Annotated in this window: 17 protein-coding genes; 13 read left to right on the top strand and 4 right to left on the bottom strand. The window is 71.0% G+C overall.

The annotated features are described in order from the left end of the window. The first annotated feature begins 90 nt into the window (after positions 1–90). The 5 genes from AC07CM_RS12110 (at position 91) to AC07CM_RS12090 (ending at position 3,982) form a co-directional block, all read left to right on the top strand. The gene (locus AC07CM_RS12110; RefSeq protein WP_478876259.1) at positions 91–2,286 is read left to right on the top strand and encodes an ATP-dependent DNA helicase UvrD2; all 2,196 of its coding nucleotides are present in this window, start codon (positions 91–93) and stop codon (positions 2,284–2,286) included. A gap of 164 nt (positions 2,287–2,450) precedes the next feature. Beyond that, complete coding sequence (locus AC07CM_RS12105) at positions 2,451–2,771, top strand: hypothetical protein (RefSeq protein WP_478876258.1); 321 nt, start codon at positions 2,451–2,453, stop codon at positions 2,769–2,771. A gap of 172 nt (positions 2,772–2,943) precedes the next feature. Beyond that, positions 2,944–3,312 (top strand): WhiB family transcriptional regulator, encoded by a 369-nt coding sequence (locus AC07CM_RS12100; RefSeq protein ID WP_037660091.1) that lies wholly within the window; start codon positions 2,944–2,946, stop codon positions 3,310–3,312. After that, positions 3,309–3,632 carry a hypothetical protein gene (locus tag AC07CM_RS12095; RefSeq protein WP_478876257.1) on the top strand — a complete coding sequence of 108 codons (324 nt, stop codon included), beginning with the start codon at positions 3,309–3,311 and terminating at the stop codon, positions 3,630–3,632. Before AC07CM_RS12100 ends, AC07CM_RS12095 begins: the two co-directional genes overlap by 4 nt. Before the next feature lie 137 nt (positions 3,633–3,769). Next, a complete protein-coding gene (locus AC07CM_RS12090) occupies positions 3,770–3,982 on the top strand; it encodes a hypothetical protein (RefSeq protein WP_478876256.1) in 213 nt (70 codons plus the stop codon). An 80-nt stretch (positions 3,983–4,062) separates the two neighbouring features. Here AC07CM_RS12090 and AC07CM_RS12085 read toward each other — a convergent pair whose 3' ends face one another. Together AC07CM_RS12085 and AC07CM_RS12080 are read right to left on the bottom strand one after the other, a co-directional pair. Beyond that, positions 4,063–5,511, bottom strand: coding sequence for an ABC1 kinase family protein (locus tag AC07CM_RS12085; protein WP_478876255.1), 1,449 nt, complete (start codon positions 5,509–5,511; stop codon positions 4,063–4,065). After that, complete coding sequence (locus AC07CM_RS12080; RefSeq protein ID WP_478876254.1) at positions 5,504–6,754, bottom strand: TOMM precursor leader peptide-binding protein; 1,251 nt, start codon at positions 6,752–6,754, stop codon at positions 5,504–5,506. The genes AC07CM_RS12085 and AC07CM_RS12080 overlap by 8 nt, the downstream gene beginning before the upstream one ends. A gap of 277 nt (positions 6,755–7,031) precedes the next feature. Between AC07CM_RS12080 and AC07CM_RS12075 the strand changes: the two genes are divergently transcribed. From AC07CM_RS12075 to AC07CM_RS12060, 4 genes are all read left to right on the top strand, one after another. Further along, on the top strand, positions 7,032–7,628 hold the full coding sequence (locus AC07CM_RS12075) for a M48 metallopeptidase family protein (protein ID WP_478876253.1): 597 nt from the start codon (positions 7,032–7,034) through the stop codon (positions 7,626–7,628). Positions 7,629–7,757: 129 nt separating this feature from the next. Continuing rightward, positions 7,758–9,428 (top strand): TerD family protein, encoded by a 1,671-nt coding sequence (locus AC07CM_RS12070; RefSeq protein WP_478876252.1) that lies wholly within the window; start codon positions 7,758–7,760, stop codon positions 9,426–9,428. 12 nt (positions 9,429–9,440) lie between these two features. Continuing rightward, positions 9,441–10,121 carry an AIM24 family protein gene (locus AC07CM_RS12065; protein WP_478876251.1) on the top strand — a complete coding sequence of 227 codons (681 nt, stop codon included), beginning with the start codon at positions 9,441–9,443 and terminating at the stop codon, positions 10,119–10,121. Positions 10,122–10,138: 17 nt separating this feature from the next. After that, positions 10,139–10,894: an AIM24 family protein gene (locus AC07CM_RS12060; RefSeq protein WP_478876250.1), complete on the top strand. Its 756-nt coding sequence runs from the start codon at positions 10,139–10,141 to the stop codon at positions 10,892–10,894. Between the two features lie 52 nt (positions 10,895–10,946). On the opposite strand, the gene AC07CM_RS12055 is transcribed toward AC07CM_RS12060, so the two are convergent. After that, a complete protein-coding gene (locus tag AC07CM_RS12055; RefSeq protein WP_478876249.1) occupies positions 10,947–11,462 on the bottom strand; it encodes an NUDIX hydrolase in 516 nt (171 codons plus the stop codon). Continuing rightward, positions 11,459–12,898 (bottom strand): zinc-dependent metalloprotease, encoded by a 1,440-nt coding sequence (locus AC07CM_RS12050; protein WP_478876248.1) that lies wholly within the window; start codon positions 12,896–12,898, stop codon positions 11,459–11,461. Before AC07CM_RS12050 ends, AC07CM_RS12055 begins: the two co-directional genes overlap by 4 nt. Before the next feature lie 192 nt (positions 12,899–13,090). On the opposite strand from AC07CM_RS12050, the gene AC07CM_RS12045 reads away from it, so the two are divergent. The 4 genes from AC07CM_RS12045 to AC07CM_RS12030 all read left to right on the top strand — a co-directional run bounded on the left by AC07CM_RS12045 (position 13,091) and on the right by AC07CM_RS12030 (position 16,388). Then, positions 13,091–14,200: an SDR family oxidoreductase gene (locus tag AC07CM_RS12045; RefSeq protein WP_478876247.1), complete on the top strand. Its 1,110-nt coding sequence runs from the start codon at positions 13,091–13,093 to the stop codon at positions 14,198–14,200. 264 nt (positions 14,201–14,464) lie between these two features. Then, on the top strand, positions 14,465–14,926 hold the full coding sequence (locus tag AC07CM_RS12040; protein ID WP_478876246.1) for a molybdenum cofactor biosynthesis protein MoaE: 462 nt from the start codon (positions 14,465–14,467) through the stop codon (positions 14,924–14,926). A gap of 140 nt (positions 14,927–15,066) precedes the next feature. Next, positions 15,067–15,240, top strand: coding sequence for a hypothetical protein (locus tag AC07CM_RS12035; RefSeq protein WP_478876245.1), 174 nt, complete (start codon positions 15,067–15,069; stop codon positions 15,238–15,240). Between the two features lie 50 nt (positions 15,241–15,290). Next, entirely contained in the window at positions 15,291–16,388 is a 1,098-nt protein-coding gene (locus AC07CM_RS12030; protein WP_478876244.1) for a YlbL family protein, read from the top strand. Positions 16,389–16,543: the final 155 nt, after the last annotated feature.

The following is a 16,543-nucleotide window of genomic DNA, read 5'->3' as shown; positions in this document are numbered from 1 at the left end:
GCTGTGACACCCGCCGCATTGGTACGACCGCAAGGGCCCGCCTGTGGACAACCGGCACAGCAGCCCCGGACGACCTGGCAGCATGGCCGTGTGACAGCAGCAACGCACTCCACCCTCTTCCCGCAGGTACCCGGCTCGGCCGACGCGGTGCTCGAAGGGCTCGACCCCGAGCAGCGCGAAGTGGCCACCGCCCTGCACGGACCGGTGTGCGTACTCGCCGGAGCCGGCACCGGAAAGACCCGGGCGATCACCCACCGCATCGCCTACGGAGTCCGCGCCGGAATCCTCCAGCCCTCCAGCGTGCTCGCCGTCACCTTCACCAACCGCGCCGCAGGAGAGATGCGAGGCCGCCTGCGGCAGCTCGGCGCCCACGGCGTACAAGCCCGCACCTTCCATTCCGCCGCACTCCGCCAGCTCCAGTACTTCTGGCCGAAAGCAGTCGGCGGCTCCATGCCACGGCTCATCGACCGCAAGGTCCAACTCGTCGCCGACGCCGCCGCCACCTGCAACCTCCGCCTCGACCGCAGCGAGCTGCGCGACGCCACCGCCGAAATCGAATGGTCCAAGGTCACCCAGACCGTCCCCGCCGACTACCCGTACGCGGCTGCGAAGGCCGGCCGCGAGGCCCCACGCAACCCCGCCGAGATCGCCCACCTCTACGCCGCCTACGAAGACCTCAAGCGCGACCGCGCCGTCATCGACTTCGAAGACGTCCTGCTGCTCACCGTCGCCGTCCTCCAGGACCGACACGACATCGCCGAACAGGTCCGCACCCAGTACCAGCACTTCGTCGTCGACGAGTACCAGGACGTCAGCCCCCTCCAGCAGCGGCTCCTCGAACTGTGGCTCGGCGACCGCGACAACCTGTGCGTCGTCGGCGACGCCAGCCAGACCATCTACTCGTTCACCGGAGCAACGCCCGACCACCTCCTCGACTTCCGCCTCCGCCACCCCGGAGCCACCGTCGTCAAACTCGTCCGCGACTACCGCTCCACCCCGCAGGTCGTCCACCTCGCCAACGGCCTGCTCGCCCAAGCCAGCGGCCGCGCCGCCGACCACCGGCTGGAACTCGTCTCCCAACGCCCCTCGGGCCCCGAGCCCCACCACACCGAATACACCGACGAACCCGCCGAGGCCGAAGGCGCCGCCCGCCGCATCCGCGAACTGATCGACGCCGGCACCCCCGCCGCCGAGATCGCCATCCTCTTCCGCACCAACTCCCAGTCCGAGACCTACGAACAGGCCCTCGCCGACGCCGGAGTCCCCTACCAGCTGCGCGGCGCCGAACGCTTCTTCGACCGCCCCGAAGTCCGCAAGGCAGGCATCGCCCTGCGCGGCGCAGCCCGCTTCGGCGGCAACGACTCCCTCCTCGACGACGCCGTCGACCTCCCCTCACAGGTACGCGCAGTGCTCTCCGGAGAAGGCTGGACCAGCGAACCCCCCGCCGGCTCCGGCGCCGCCAGAGAACGCTGGGAATCACTGGCAGCCCTGGTCAACCTCGCCCACGACTTCGCCGCCGCGCACCCCCGCGCCACCCTCGGCGACCTCGTGGCAGAACTCGACGAACGAGCCAATGCCCAGCACGCCCCGACCGTCCAAGGCGTCACCCTCGCCTCCCTGCACGCCGCCAAGGGCCTCGAATGGGACGTCGTCTTCCTGGTCGGCATCGCCGAGGGCATGGTGCCCATCACCTACGCCAAGACCGACGAACAGATCGAAGAAGAACGCCGCCTCCTCTACGTCGGCGTGACCCGCGCCAGAGAACGGCTCCACCTCTCCTGGTCCCTGTCCCGCGCACCCGGCGGCCGCCCCAACCGCAAGCCCAGCCACTTCCTCGACGGCCTGCGCCCCGGCTCGACCGCCACCGTCGGCCGCGCGGGCCCCGCAACCGCCGCAGGCATCGAGCGCGGCACCCTCGCGGACACCCCCGCCGCCCCCCGCCGCATCCAGCGCACCCCCGCCCGCTGCCGCGTCTGCGGCCGCACCCTCACCGACGCCGGCGAGATGAAACTGATGCGCTGTGAGGACTGCCCCTCCGACATGGACGAAGGCCTCTACGAGCGGCTGCGTGCATGGCGCGCCGTCCAGGCCGAACGCAGCGGACAACCGGACTTCTGCGTCTTCACCGACCGGACCCTGATGGCCATCGCCGAAGCCCAGCCCGACACCCCGGCCGAGCTGTCCCGCATCCCTGGTGTCCTCAGCCGCAAGCTGCAACGCTACGGAGCCGACGTTCTGGCCATCTGCGCAGGCCAAGAAGCCGGACTGGACGGCGAGGACGACTGATACGAACTCGTCGAAAAAATAGTTTGCGCATGCCCCGGCAATCCCCATAGGTTCTAGGCACGGAAACAGCGGCCTTCTCGAAGGCGCCGATTCCGTGTTGTACTTGCATATCCGAACGGACTGGCTCACCCCAGTCCCCAAGACGCCGAGAGGAGGCGAGTCCAGTGATCAGCATCAACACCAGCACCATCAGCACGGCCAAACTGACCGATCGCTCGACCGTCTCCACGTGCATGCTCGGCGCCTCCACCCAGGGCACCGGTCTGTCCGGCATTCGTGCCGACCGTCCGGCCTCCGCCCTGTCCCTCGCGGGCCTTCCCGTCCGTGAGCGCAATGAGCGACCGACGAAGGCACTGGAAGCGGTAGAGGCAAAGGCACATGCCTATGCCTTTGCGGCGGCCGGTGCCGGATTCCGGAAGCAGACGAAGCAGCACCACCTGATGTGGGCCTTCCGTGGGCCAGAACCCTGGAGTGATCCAGCCTGATCGCCGATCAGGCCGGCGCCTTCAGGGCCGCGGAACCCCATCCGGGATCCGCGGCCCTTCTGTTTGCCCCGAACGGGGCGACAGGGCGAAGGGGCCTCGGGACAAGAAAAGAACCCGGTACCAAGCCGACACCGGTCAACCGGCCGGACCGACCAGACGAGGAAGACACCCCGTGCAACTCGAAGCGCACGCCCCGTCCGTACCGCCTTCACAAACGATCCCCCCGCCCGGCCTCACGGAGGACTCCACCTTGATCCCCCTCACCGCGCTCACCGCGCTCGACGACGCCATCGAGAACCTCGGCGTACCCGTCCCCTGCCGCTCCTACGACCCGGAGGTCTTCTTCGCCGAGTCGCCGGCCGACGTCGAGTACGCCAAGTCCCTCTGCCGCACCTGCCCGCTGATGGAGGCCTGCCTCGCCGGCGCCAAGGAGCGGCGTGAGCCCTGGGGCGTCTGGGGTGGCGAGCTGTTCGTCCAGGGTGTCGTCGTCGCCCGGAAGCGGCCCCGCGGCCGTCCGCGCAAGAACCCGGTCACGGCATGAACACCGCAGGAACGATCGACCGCCCCCTCACGCACGACCCCAAGAAGCAGGCCCCGATGAAGCCGTCCACCAACGAGCCCACAGGCTCCGCGACCCCAGACTTCACCACCAGTGGCGCGACCGGCTCGCGTCAGAACAGGACCCGAGAGATGCAACTCATCCCAGAAGCCCTGGCCCGTGCGCATATGCACGAGCGCCTGCATGAGGCCGAGCAGGAACGCCGGGCCATGCGCCTGGCGACCGCCCGGCGGATGCAGCGTCGGGCGGAGCGCGCCTCGCTCCGCGCCCGTCGCGCGCTCGCGATGGCCGTCATGCAGTAACGATCACACCTGAGAAGCGGTGGCCTCCCGGACGAGGGAGGCGAAGACTCCCCGCGGGGGCCGGTCCTACCGAACGGACCGGTCCCCGCGGTGCGTTGTGCACGGCCATCCACCGGCCCGAGAGTTATCGTCGGCGGGTGACGAGTCTTCCCCGAGGAAGTGATCAGGGCGGCTCCACCAGGGAGCCCCGCCCCCTCGTGTGCGCCCGCTGCGGCACCTTTGCAGGCGGCTCCCAGCCGGTCACCTGGACCTGCTCCGTGGAGAACGGCGTCCGCCAGTACTTCTGCGACGTCTGCTCCCGGGAGAACCTGAGGGCCATCGAGGGGCGGCTGGACTCGGCCTGGTGGTGAGAAAGCCTTCTCGGGGGCCCTCCCCTCCCCCCTCCCACCCCGCCCCGCCCCCGCCCCTCACCACTTCACGGCAGCCCGGATCACGCCTCCGCCGCCGGTTCCTCCTCGGTCAGCTCGTCGTCGCTCACCTCGTCGTCGGGCAGCCCGTTCTCGGAAACGAGGCTCGGCTCGTCGTCCGGCACGAGACCCAGCTCGCACTCGGCCACGAATCCGGGCAGCCATTCCTCCAGCTCCTCGCGCAGCCGCACCGTGGCACCCAGCTGGCACAGCACGCCGATCGTGCTGAGTGTCACCCGGTGTATCAGCAGATAGGCCGGCGGCAGGTTGAGCTGCTTGCCCAGCTGGTACGCGGGGGAGCGCGGGTCGGCGATGCGGGCGGCCTGGCTGCGCATCCAGGAGCGGGTGAAGGTGAACGCCTCGACCCGGGCCGGCTCGATGATCGGCAGCAGGTAGTCGAGGACGGCGTCGGGGTCCAGCTCTATGGACTCCTTGACGAAACCCTCCGCGCACAGCAGCTCGTAGACCGTCTCCGCCGCGCCGTCCAGGGTCATCCGCAGCGAGACGCCGATCGGTGTCGGCAGGCCGCCCGGGAGCCGGTCGACCGTGCCGAAGTCCAGGACGCCCAGCCGCCAGTCGTCGTCGCCCTCCGGGCCGCCGGGCAGGAGACGGAAGTTGCCCGGATGCGGATCGGCGTGCAGCAGGCCGGTGCGGGCCGGTCCGGAGAAGAGGAAGCGGGCCAGGAGCTGTCCGGCGCGGTCGCGCTGCTCCTGGGTGCCGTCGGTGATGATCTCGGACAGCGGGATCCCGTCGATCCAGTCCGTGACCAGGACCTGATCGCACTGGTGCACCACCGCCGGGACCACCACGTCCGGGTCGTCCTCGAACTCCTCCGCGTGTGCGGCCTGGGCTTGGGCCTCCAGCGCGTAGTCCAGCTCCTCGGAGACGCGGTCCCGCATCTCCGCGATCAGCGGCTTGATGTCCATGCCGGGAATGAGCGGCCCCAACAGCCGGGCGAAGCGGCTGAGTTGGTTCAGGTCGGACAGCAGGGCCTCGCCCGCGCCCGGGTACTGGACCTTGACCGCGACCTCGCGGCCGTCGTGCCACACCGCGCGGTGTACCTGGCCGATGGAGGCAGCGGCCGCCGGCTTGTCCTCGAACTCCAGGAACAGATCCCGCCAGCCTTCTCCCAGCCGCTCCTCGAGCACCGCGTGCACGGTGCGGGTCGGCATCGGCGGCGCCGCGTCCTGGAGCTTGGTCAGCGCCGCGCGATAGGGGCCGGCGACCTCCTCGGGCAGGGCGGACTCGAAGACGGACAGGGCCTGCCCGAACTTCATGGCCCCGCCCTTCAGCTCGCCGAGGACCTTGAAGAGCTGTTCCGCCGTCCGCTGCTGCAGTTCCCGGCCGACGATCTCCGCGGACTCGCCCACGATCCGCTTGCCCAGCCCCCAGGTCGCCCGGCCGGCGAAGCCGAGCGGGAGCGCGGCGAGCTTGGCGGTACGGGTGACCGCCTTCCGGGGAAGATCAGACATGCGCCCTCCAAGTCCCAGTCGGCCGCGTCGCGCCTGTCTCGCGTCGTCGCTCGGTTCGCGGCCGTTGCACCGCCATTGTCTCGCGCGGCTCCCCGTTGGTTGAGGAGTGCTCCCCATTACCTCTCTCCGCGGCCCCGCAGGAGCATGCCAGGTGTGGCCATACGGGTCGGGAATGCCAGTTCAGACCGGGTAGGGACGCCTCCCAGCGGGCGTCGGCACTGGACGGCGACTCGCCGTCGAGGAAGGCCAGGGCGTGCGCGGCGGCCAGTCCCGCGACCGTCGTGGCGAGCGCGAGGTCGCAGGCCCCGACGCGGCGGGCCCTGCCGGAGCGCCACTGGGCGACCAGGCGGGGCCAGGCGGGGTCCCGGTCCGTTCGCTGCTGGTGCAGGCAGCCGGCGCAGCTGGTCTCGCCGGGCAGGACGAGGGGCCCGACGACGCCGGTTCCCTCGACGACGCCCGCGTACAGGTGGGGGGTTCCCGAGGCCATGAGTGGTTCGGCGGCGAAGGGGTCCGGTGTGTGCACGGCGACGTCGTCACGGGGGGTGAGGATCACCAGGGAGAGTCCGGGCTCTTCCGGGGCCGGGCCTGTGGTGCGGCTGGGGTCATTGGTGCTGGAGTTGTTCGTGGTGCGGGCGCGGCGCCGTGGGCGGTCGGGGGACGCACGGCGGACGGCTGCTCGTGCCGCCTCGTCGCGGCGCTCGTGGAGCGACTCGGCGGGCAGCCCGCCCGGGGCCACGTCCCACGGCTCGACGCGTCCCACGTCGCGCACGTCGACCTCGCCGACGCCCGCGCCGGAGAGCACCGAGGCCAGGACGGCCCCGACCCGTCCCGCGCCTCGTACCTGGACGCGCAGGGAGCGGCGGGCCGCGAGCCGGGCGAGGGCGTCGCCGGGCCCGGAAGCCGTCAGGGACAGTGAGGCGAGGTCGGGGCGCAGTCGCTCCAGGACGTCCGTTCTTTCGCGCAGTGCGTCCGCGGCTGGTCCGCCGCCGCGTGTGTCGTCGAGCAGGCCGGCGTGGGCCAGTCGCTCCACCAGGGCGTCGACGTGGTCGTCGGGCAGGTCCATGCGCCGGCCCTCCTCGCGCAGCAGTGGCAGTCCTCGGGTGCCGTTGAGGAGGTCCAGGAAGCTGCCCGTGGCCGTGTCCATGGGGCCCAGTGTCATCGCGTGCGCGGGTGTCATGCCGAACTGCACGGTGTTGAGGTCGCGCCAGCCGCGCCGCAGCGCGGGCTTCACCATCGGATGCATGTCGGGCCCCCGTGTGTCTTGAATTGCCCTGGAAAGTCTGTTGAGTGACTGCATGGGTGATGTCGGCGGAGTCGGTCGTGCTCCGTCGACGCCTGCCAGGATGCCGGGTCGAGGTGGGGGCCGGCGGGAGTTGTCCACAGGCGGGGGGTGATCGTCATATGAACCGGTCGGGCCAGTCGGGCATATCGGTCGTACAAATCAAACGCATGGTGGGGCATCGGGATCCAACCGTTCCGGAGCCGGGACTTCGGCCCTGTTCAGCGGGTAACGTCGGGGCGTGCCCGCCGACCCCCTGCACCGCGCCGGAAAGTCACAGCGCAGCACGACGAGCCAGCCGCCGAGCGGCTCGGGGGCGAGCGCGATCGAGGTCCGCAGGAGTACTCGGCGCCGCCGTACCGTCTCCGCGTACCGCGAGGGCGATCGCACCGTCGTGCTGATCCCCGCCCGGATGTCCGAGGCGGAGGAACAGCGCTGGGTGACCGTCATGCTCGACAAACTCGCCGCCCAGGAGAGCAAACGGGTGCTGGGCGACGCCGAGCTGACGGAGCGTGCCGAGCGGCTGTCGGCCCAGTACTTCGGCGGCCGGGCCCGGCCCGCGTCGGTGCGCTGGGTCACCAACCAGAACACCCGCTGGGGTTCGTGCACTCCGGCCGAGGGCAGCATCCGCCTCTCGCACCGGCTGCAGGGGATGCCGGAGTACGTGGTCGACTACGTCCTGTGCCACGAGCTGGCCCATCTGCTGGTGCCCGGTCACGGGCCGGACTTCTGGCGGCTGCTGGAGTCCTACCCGCGCACCGAGCGGGCCCGCGGCTACCTCGAGGGCGTGGTGGCCGCCGAGCGGCTGCCGCATCTGCCCGGTGTCCGCGGAGAGTGAGCAGGGCTCCGTAGATCCGTCCCCGGACGCGGTTGTGTACCGGGTCTGTACCGGCTGCGTCCGTTGTCGGGGTTTGCCGTTAGCCTGGCGCGACGCACTCACATTCGGGATGGGGGACGGTCGTAACGCATGGCCAGGGAATTCCAACGCGGCCACAAGGCCAGGATCAGTGACCTTACGGCGGGCACGGATCTGTACGTAGGCGTGCAGATCTCCGCCCCCGGACTGACCTTCGACATCAGCTGCTTCGGTCTGGACGCCGACGAGCGCCTCTCGGACGACCGGTACTTCGTCTTCTTCAACCAGCCGAAGTCCCCGGAGGAGTCCATCCAGCTGCTGGGGAACCAGTCGGGCGACACCGAGTCGTTCCGGGTGACGCTGGACCGGGTTCCCTCCCACATCCGCAAGTTGTCCTTCACGGCGACCCTCGACGGCGCCGGGCAGATGTCGCAGATCAACCCCGGATATCTGCGCATCGTGGCCGGCGGTGAGGAGGTCGCGCGGTACTCCTTCGACGGCTCGGAGTTCTCCACCGAGCGGGCCGTGATGCTCGGTGACTTCTACTTCAAGGACGTGTGGCGGTTCGCCGCGGTCGGACAGGGCTTCGACGGCGGTCTGGAGGCGCTGCTGAAGAACTTCGGCGGCGAGGTGCTGGAGGAGGAGGCGCCCGCCGCCCCGCAGCAGCCGCAGCCCGGCGCCGCGCCCGGCTTCGCCGCGCCCGCGCAGTCCAGTGCGCCGCCCGCGTTCGGCGTCCCCGCCGCGCCCGCGCCCGCTCCCGCGCCGGCCCCGGCGCCCGCTCCGCAGGGCTTCGCCCCGCCCGGCGCCACGCCGCCCCCGCCCCCGGCCCCGGCGCCCGCCCCGAACGTGCACGGCGCGCCCACGGTCATCGCCCCGCTGACCGGCGGCACGGTCCCGCCCCCGGCACCGGCGCCCGCGCCCTACGGGCAGCCGCCGCAGCCGTCGTACGGTGGCCAGCCGAGCGCGCCGATGCCTCCCGGCTACGGCCAGCAGCCGCCCTCCTACGGCGGCCAGCCCGGCGCCCCCATGCCCCCGGGCTACGGCCAGCAGCCCCCCTACGGCCAGGTCCCCGGCCAGCAGACCACTCCCTACGGAGTGCCGCAGGGCGCACCCCAGGGCGGTGCCGGGGTGTCGGCGGCGCTCCAGAAGTTCAAGGAGACGCCGACCGGGCAGCGCTGGACTTCGCAGAACAGCAAGCTGATCCGCGTCGACCTCGGCATCGGCGGGCAGCCCGTGCTGGCCCGGCAGGGCAGCATGGTGCTCTACCAGGGCAAGGTCGACTTCAGCTACAAGGGCGCCGGGTTCGCCGGGCGGCTCGTGGGCAGCGCGACCGGCCAGGAGATGCAGCTGATGCGCTGCACCGGCCAGGGCCAGGTGTTCCTCGCCGAGAACTCCACCCATCTGCACCCCGTCGAGCTGCAGGGCGACGCGATCTGCGTCTCCGCCGAGAACGTCCTCGCCTTCGACGAGAGCCTGCAGTACGAGGTCCGCCGCATCGAGGGACACGGCATCCCCGGTGGCGCGCTGTTCACGATGCAGTTCCAGGGCACCGGAACGATCGTCGTCAAGACGCACGGCACGCCCGTCGTGCTGCCCGTGACGCCCACGACCTTCGCCGACTGCAACGCGGTGGTCGCCTGGTCGGCCGCCTCCCAGGTGATCGTCTCCAGCCAGGTCCGGATGCGCCGCAACGCCTACCCGGGCGACACCGGGGAGAGCGTGAACCTCCAGTTCCGGGGCGCGCCCGGCAACTTCATCGTCGTCCAGCCCTACGAGGTCTAAGGGGAGCCCGTCATGAACCAGCCGCTCGCGGGCTTTGCCCCCGCACCCGTCACGGCCCGCATGGAGAACCACGGCAACCACATGCTGAAGGTCGCCATGCAGACAGGAAACGACCTCCTCGCGCGCGTGGGGTCGATGGTCGCCTACGAAGGCTTCGTCCAGTACGAGCCCAACCCGCCGGCCGTCCGCCAGATCGCCCGGGACTGGATCACCGGCGAGGGCGCCCCGCTGATGAAGTGCTCCGGCGACGGACTGCTCTACCTCGCCGACTACGGCGCCGACGTCGTCGTGATCAACCTCAACGGCGACGGCATCTCCGTCAACGCCACCAACCTGCTCGCCTTCGACGCCCACCTCACCTGGGGCGTGGAACGCGTCAAGGGGCTCGCCAAGTTCGCCGGGCAGGGCCTGTGGAACACGAAGATCTCCGGGCAGGGCTGGGTGGCGCTGACCTCCCGTGGCAAGCCGATCGTCGTCGACTGCGGCGGTGGCGAGGACGAGACCTACGTCGACCCCGACGCGCTCGTCGCCTGGTCGCCGAACCTGAAGGTGAAGGGCAAGCGCAGCTTCAAGGCGCAGTCGCTGATCGGCCGGGGCAGCGGTGAGGCCTACCAGATGGCCTTCTCCGGTCAGGGCATCGTCGTCGTCCAGCCCAGCGAGGACAGCACCGACCGCCTTCGGTTCCGGGGCTGAGGGGGAGTCAGAACATCATGCAGAGCCCGCTTTTCGCCCACAACGACTCGCAGACACAGGAGCGTTGGAGCCTGCAGAACAAGCAGATGCTCCGCGTCGCCCTGGAGGGTCACGACGACATCCTCGCCCGCAAGGGCACCATGGTCGCCTACCAGGGACTCGTCGAGTTCGACGCCGAGTACCGCAGCAACAGCCAGGCACGCGCGCGTGCGTACACAGGTGAGGGGCTGGACCTGATGCGCTGCCACGGGCAGGGCACGGTCTACCTCGCCAACCTCGCCCAGCGCGTGCACGTCATGGACGTCGAGCAGGACGGGCTGACGGTGGACAGCAGCTACGTCCTCGCCATGGACTCGTCGCTGCACCACGAGGTCATCGCGGTCGACAGCCTCTACGGCATCTCAGGGTCCGGGAAGTACCAGCTCAACATCACCGGACGCGGCAAGGTGGCCCTGATGACCTCGGGTGCGCCGCTGCTGATGCAGGTCACGCCCGACAAGTACGTCAACTGCGACGCCGACGCGATCGTCGCCTGGTCCACGGGGCTGCGCGTGCAGATGCAGGCCCAGACGCACTCCTCGGGCGTGTGGCGGCGGCGCGGCAACACGGGTGAGGGCTGGGAGCTGAGCTTCATGGGCTCCGGGTTCGCGCTGGTGCAGCCCAGCGAGCTGCTGCCGCCGCAGAACGCCGCGATCGGGCAGGGCCTCGCCGCGCAGTTCGGCATGGGGCAGCAGGGGGCGCGCGGCCAGAACCAGGGGAACGTCTGGAGCTGAGCGCAGGTGAACGCAGAAGGGGTGACCGCGCCGGCGGTCACCCCTTCTGCGTTCAGAGCCTGGCGCGGGTCGCCTCCACGAGGCGTACGACGGACTCGTCGGCCACACCGGCCACCTCGTCGTAGGCGAACCACCGCAGGTCGAGGGATTCGTCGCTGATCGCCTCCACGGCGCCGGCCGACGCGATGGCGGCGTACTGAACGTCCAGGTGCCAGGCGCAGGGCGTGTGGTGACGGTCCAGGCGCACCGGGCCGCCGTCCAGCAGGCGCAGGGAGGAGATGCCCGACTCCTCCGTGGCCTCCCGCAGGGCCGCTCCGGCGAGTGTGGTGTCGGTCAGCTCGCAGTGGCCGCCCATCTGCAGCCACATCCGCAGCTTCCGGTGCAGCGTGAGCAGCACCCGGCCCCGCTCCGGGTCGATCACCAGAGCGCTGGCCGTGATGTGCCCGTCCTTGCAGGCCTTCCACATGCCGTCCGGGTGGGCCGTCAGGTGGTCCAGGTAGACCTGGCGCAGCTCTTCCCGGCCCTCGTACCCCTTGAGTACGAGGACCGTGTCGTCACGCAGGCTCACTCGGTGTCGTCGCCCTCGGTCTCGTCGTCCTTCTTGCGCAGGTCGGGCCTGTCCGCGGAGCCGCCCGCCGCCTCGCCGAGCATCTTGTCCAGCTCGGAGAAGTCCAGCTGCTCGCGGTGCACGAAACCGTCCGGGTCGTCCAGGTCGCCGGCCGTCGGCAGCATGTCCGGGTGGTGCCACAGGGCGTCCCGGCCGTCGACACCGCGCGCGTCCGTGAGCGAGGCCCACAGACGGGAGGCGTCGCGCAGCCTGCGCGGGCGCAGCTCCAGGCCGATCAGCGTGGCGAACGTCTGCTCCGCCGGGCCGCCCGTGGCGCGGCGGCGGCGCAGGGTCTCGCGCAGCGCGTCGGCCGACGACAGACGCGGCTTCGCGGCCGCGTGGACCACCGCGTCCACCCAGCCCTCGACGAGCGCCAGAGCGGTCTCCAGACGCGCCAGGGCCGCCTTCTGCTCGGGCGTGTCCTCGGGCTGGAACATGCCCTGCTGAAGGGCGTCCTGCAGCTGCTCGGGGTTCTGCGGGTCGAACTGGCCGACCACGTCCTCCAGCTTGGCCGTGTCGACCTTGATCCCGCGCGCGTACCCGTCGACCGCGCCGAACAGGTGCGAGCGCAGCCACGGCACGTGCGCGAAGAGACGCTGGTGGGCGGCCTCACGCAGGGCCAGGTAGAGCCGCACCTCCTCCTGCGGCACGCCGAGGTCCTTGCCGAAGGCCTCCACGTTGGCCGGGAGCAGCGCGGCCTTGCCGGCCGGGCTCAGCGGCAGGCCGATGTCGGTCGAGCCGACGACCTCGCCCGCGAGCACGCCCACGGCCTGCCCGATCTGCGTGCCGAACATGGCACCGCCCATCGAGCGCATCATGCCGATCAGCGGGCCCGCCATGGCCTGCATCTCCTCCGGCAGGACGTCGCCCATGGCCGCGCCGACCCGCTCGGCGACCGGGTCGACCAGCTCCTGCCAGGCGGGCAGGGTCGCCTCGACCCACTCCGCGCGGGACCAGGCGACCGCCGACGCGGCACCCGACGGCAGGGACGTCGCGTCGTCCAGCCACAGGTCGGCCAGGCGAACGGCCTCCTGGACCGCGGAGCGCTCCGCGGGGCCGACACTCGCGTCCTTCACGCCGTCCGGGGTGCCCTGGGAGACCGTCTGGCGGGCGATCTGCTTGGCCATGTCCCAGTTCACCGGACCGCCCTCGTAGGAGAGCATCTGGCCCAGCTGCTGGAACGCGGCGCCCAGGTCGGTGGGGTTCAGGGAGCCGAACATCGCTGCGAGCGGATTGTCGGCGCCGGGGCCGCCAAAGCCTCCGGCTCCGGGCATCCCGAAACCGAACGGGTTGGCCGGTCCCTGCCCACCACCGCTCTGCTGGTCCTTCTTCTTGCCCTCGTCGCCGTCCTCCGGCTCCTCCGGCGGAAGGCCGAATCCGAATGGGGTGTCACTCACGGGGTTCCTCGGCTGGTAAGGCCACCGGTCTCTCTCCGGCGGCGCGGCTGCCCGACAACACCACCCAGCGTAGACACCCGGACCCGATCGGGCCTCGGTGCTTCGTCCTCGGAAGGCCTGCGGCAGGATGGATGCACCTGGTACGTACGCGTCACTCGCGCTCGTACTGAAGACAACCGCTGGAGACGCCCGGTGAGTTCCCCAGATCCGCAGGTTCGCGCAGCGCGAAACCCGTCAACCCCTCCCGCCGTGCGCGGGCCCGTCGTCGCGGTCACCGGCGCCGCCCACGGGGTGGGCGCCCTGCTCACCGAGCGGCTCGCCGCCTCCGAGGAGATCAAGCAGGTCATCGCCATCGACGAGCGGCGCGGGGAGTGCGCGTCCGCGCAGTGGCACATCCTCGACGTGCGCGACCCCGCGATCGCGGACAAGCTGCGGGGCGCGGACGTGGTGGTGCATCTGGCGCTCGACCTGGACCTCGGCAGCGACACGGCCGCGCGTACCGCTTACAACGTCCGGGGGACGCAGACCGTGCTGACCGCCGCCGCGGCCGCCGGGGTGCACCGAGTGGTGCTGTGCACGTCCGCGATGGTCTACGGGGCGCTGCCGGACAACGAGCTGCCGCTGTCGGAGGACGCGGAGCTGCGGGCCACGGCCGAGGCCACCGGGGTGGGGGACCTGCTGGAGATCGAGCGGCTCGGGCGGCGCGCTCCGCGGGCGCATCCGGGGCTGAACGTCACCGTGGTGCGGCCCGCCGTGTTGGTCGGGGGCACGGACACCGCGCTGACCCGGTACTTCGAGTCGCCTCGACTGCTCGTCGTCGCCGGGTCGCGGCCCGCATGGCAGTTCTGTCACGTCGAGGACCTGTGCAGCGCCCTGGAGTACGCCGTTCTCGAGAAGGTCGACGGGGAACTGTCCGTCGGCTGTGACGGCTGGCTGGAGCAGGAGGAGGTCGAGGAGCTGAGCGGGATCCGGCGGATGGAGCTGCCGTCGGCGGTCGCGCTCGGCGCTGCCGCCCGGCTGCACCGGATCGGGCTCACGCCGTCTCCGGCGGGGGATCTGGCGTACACGATGTACCCCTGGGTGGTGAGCGGGAGCCGGCTGCACGATGCCGGGTGGCGGCCGCGGTGGACCAACGAGGAGGTGCTCGCGGAGCTGCTGGAGGAGGTTTCCGGGCGGCATACGGTCGCCGGGCGTCGGCTGGGGCGGAAGGACGCGACGGCCGCGGGTGCGGCTGGGGCGACGGTGGCTCTGCTGGGCGCCGCCGCTGTGGTTCGGCGGGCTCGGAAGGCTCGGCGGCGTTGAGGCAAGGGGCTCCGCCCCTCGAACCCCACCAGGGGCTCCCGCCCCCTGGACCCCGCCTGTGCCACTCACCACCCGACTCGTTGGGCCGAGAAGTGACCCTGGCCCGGCTCGGTGGGCTGGGAAGTGACCTGGCACCGGCCCCAGGTCCCCCCCGCTCGCCGTCCCGCGAAGCGGCTCCCTGTAGGAGGCTCCAAACGCTCACGCGCGCGTGCATGGTGAAAGTTGTATTCCGGGGGGTCGGGGGCATGCGGCACGATGGACGGTATGGCAGCTACGAACGATCACCCCGGTGAGCAGGCGGCTCAGGATCCCATCAAGCTGATCGGCATCCGGGAGACCGCGCTGTCCGTGGACGAGGTGTTCCGGGCCGTCGGGGACGACGCCGCCGGCGGTATCGCGCTGTTCGTGGGCACCGTGCGCAACCACGACGGGGGAGCCGACGTCGACACGCTCGGGTACTCCTGCCACCCCAGCGCCGAGGCCGAGATGCGGCGGATCGCCGAGAAGGTCGTCGCCGAGTATCCGGTGCGGGCGCTGGCCGCGGTCCACCGGGTGGGAGACCTCGCGGTCGGGGATCTCGCCGTCGTCGTCGGCGTGTCCTGCCCGCACCGGGGCGAGGCCTTCGAGGCCTGTCGCAAGCTGATCGACGACCTCAAGCACGAGGTGCCCATCTGGAAGCACCAGAAGTTCTCGGACGGGACCGAGGAGTGGGTCGGCGCCTGCTGACCTCGTTCGCACCCCTGTTCACGTTCGGCCCACAGCCACCTCCGGTTGCGTAACCGCCCCCCTCCCGTGAGCGTTGTCAGTGCAGATGGTTAATCTGTTGATCACTCACTTGCGGACGCTCATGGGGTAGGGAGGTCGGCATGGCGGCTCTTGCCTGGTTGCTGATTCCGTTCGTGGCCGCGGTCGGTGCCGGTCTGTGGGGCAGCTGGGCCAACCGGACACGCAAGGCCCGCGGCGACGGGCCCGAACTGGACGGGTACGCCCGGTTCCGCGAGGCCATGGAGAGGTCCCACACGGGCCCGCGCGGTGCCTGACAGAGGTGCCCTGACGGTGCGCTGACAGAGGCGTCCCGTACTGTCGTGGCATGCCACGCCGCACCGCGACGATGCTCGCCTCCACCCTGATGCTGATCGCGCTCCTGTGCGCGGGAGTGCTCATCCCCGTGCCGTACGCGGAGATGTCCCCCGGGCCGACCGTGAACACGCTCGGGCAGCACGAGGGCGAACCGGTGCTGCAGATCGCGGGGCACAAGACCTACGCGGCGGACGGAAACCTGAACATGACCACCGTCCGGGTCACCAGCGCCGACTTCCGGATGAACCTGGTGGAGGCCGTCTACGGCTGGCTGGCGCACGACAGCAAGATCGTGCCCCACGACACCCTCTACCCGGACGGCAAGACCGAGGAGCAGTCCACCCAGGAGAACGCCGAGGAGTTCAGCCAGTCCCAGGAGAGCGCCAAGGTCGCCGCGCTCAAGGAACTGGGCGTCCCGGTGAAGTCCTGGGTGATCGTCTCCACCGTCGTCAAGGACTCCCCGGCCCAGGGCAGGCTGCACGCCGGTGACGTGATCAAGGCCGTGGACGGGACGGCGGTCAAGCAGCCGTCCGACGTCGCCAAGCTCGTCACCAAGCACAAGGCCGGGCAGAACGTCGTCTTCACCGTCGTCCCCACCAAGGAGCAGGCCGCCGCCGAGAAGCAGCACGCGACGGCGACGAAGACCCAGAACGTCACCATCACCACGACGACCTCCCACGACAGCGGCGCCAAGCGGGCCATCGTCGGGATCTCCGCCGGAACCGACCACACCTTCCCCTTCAGCATCGACATCAAGCTCGCCGACGTCGGCGGCCCCAGCGCCGGACTGATGTTCGCGCTCGGCATCTACGACAAGCTCACCCCCGGCAGCCTCACCGGCGGCAAGTTCGTGGCCGGCACCGGGACCATCGACGACAACGGCACGGTCGGGCCGATCGGTGGCATCGAGATGAAGACCGTCGGGGCGCGCAACAAGGGCGCCCAGTACTTCCTGACGCCGGCCGACAACTGCGCGGCCGCGGCCAAGGACACCCCGGGCGGGCTCACCCTGGTCAAGGTCAAGACCATCGCAGACGCCCTCGACTCGCTGAAGGACATCCGCAGCGGAGACACCGCCGCTCTGCCGAAGTGCACCACCAAGGGCTGACCGGCGGGCGCGGGCCCCGGTGCGCGGCTGGGGGGGGGGCCCCCCCCCGGGGGGGGGCCCACGACCACCCCGGGGGGAGAAGAGAGGAAAAAGGGCCCCGAAGAGGGGGGCGCCCAGGGGAGAGAGCCCCGTCCTACGTAGCCTTCCTACCCGGC

The organism is Streptomyces sp. NPDC044061 (assembly GCF_056434305.1).
This window is presented reverse-complemented; position numbering and strand designations above follow the sequence as displayed.

Coding starts and splice junctions, on each gene's coding strand:
- AC07CM_RS12095 (WP_478876257.1), top strand. CDS start 3,309: ATGAACACCGCAGGAACGATCGACCGCCCCCTCACGCACGACCCCAAG.
- AC07CM_RS12040 (WP_478876246.1), top strand. CDS start 14,465: ATGGCAGCTACGAACGATCACCCCGGTGAGCAGGCGGCTCAGGATCCC.
- AC07CM_RS12030 (WP_478876244.1), top strand. CDS start 15,291: ATGCCACGCCGCACCGCGACGATGCTCGCCTCCACCCTGATGCTGATC.
- AC07CM_RS12060 (WP_478876250.1), top strand. CDS start 10,139: ATGCAGAGCCCGCTTTTCGCCCACAACGACTCGCAGACACAGGAGCGT.
- AC07CM_RS12065 (WP_478876251.1), top strand. CDS start 9,441: ATGAACCAGCCGCTCGCGGGCTTTGCCCCCGCACCCGTCACGGCCCGC.
- AC07CM_RS12080 (WP_478876254.1), bottom strand. CDS start 6,754: ATGCATCCGATGGTGAAGCCCGCGCTGCGGCGCGGCTGGCGCGACCTC.
- AC07CM_RS12070 (WP_478876252.1), top strand. CDS start 7,758: ATGGCCAGGGAATTCCAACGCGGCCACAAGGCCAGGATCAGTGACCTT.
- AC07CM_RS12085 (WP_478876255.1), bottom strand. CDS start 5,511: ATGTCTGATCTTCCCCGGAAGGCGGTCACCCGTACCGCCAAGCTCGCC.
- AC07CM_RS12035 (WP_478876245.1), top strand. CDS start 15,067: ATGGCGGCTCTTGCCTGGTTGCTGATTCCGTTCGTGGCCGCGGTCGGT.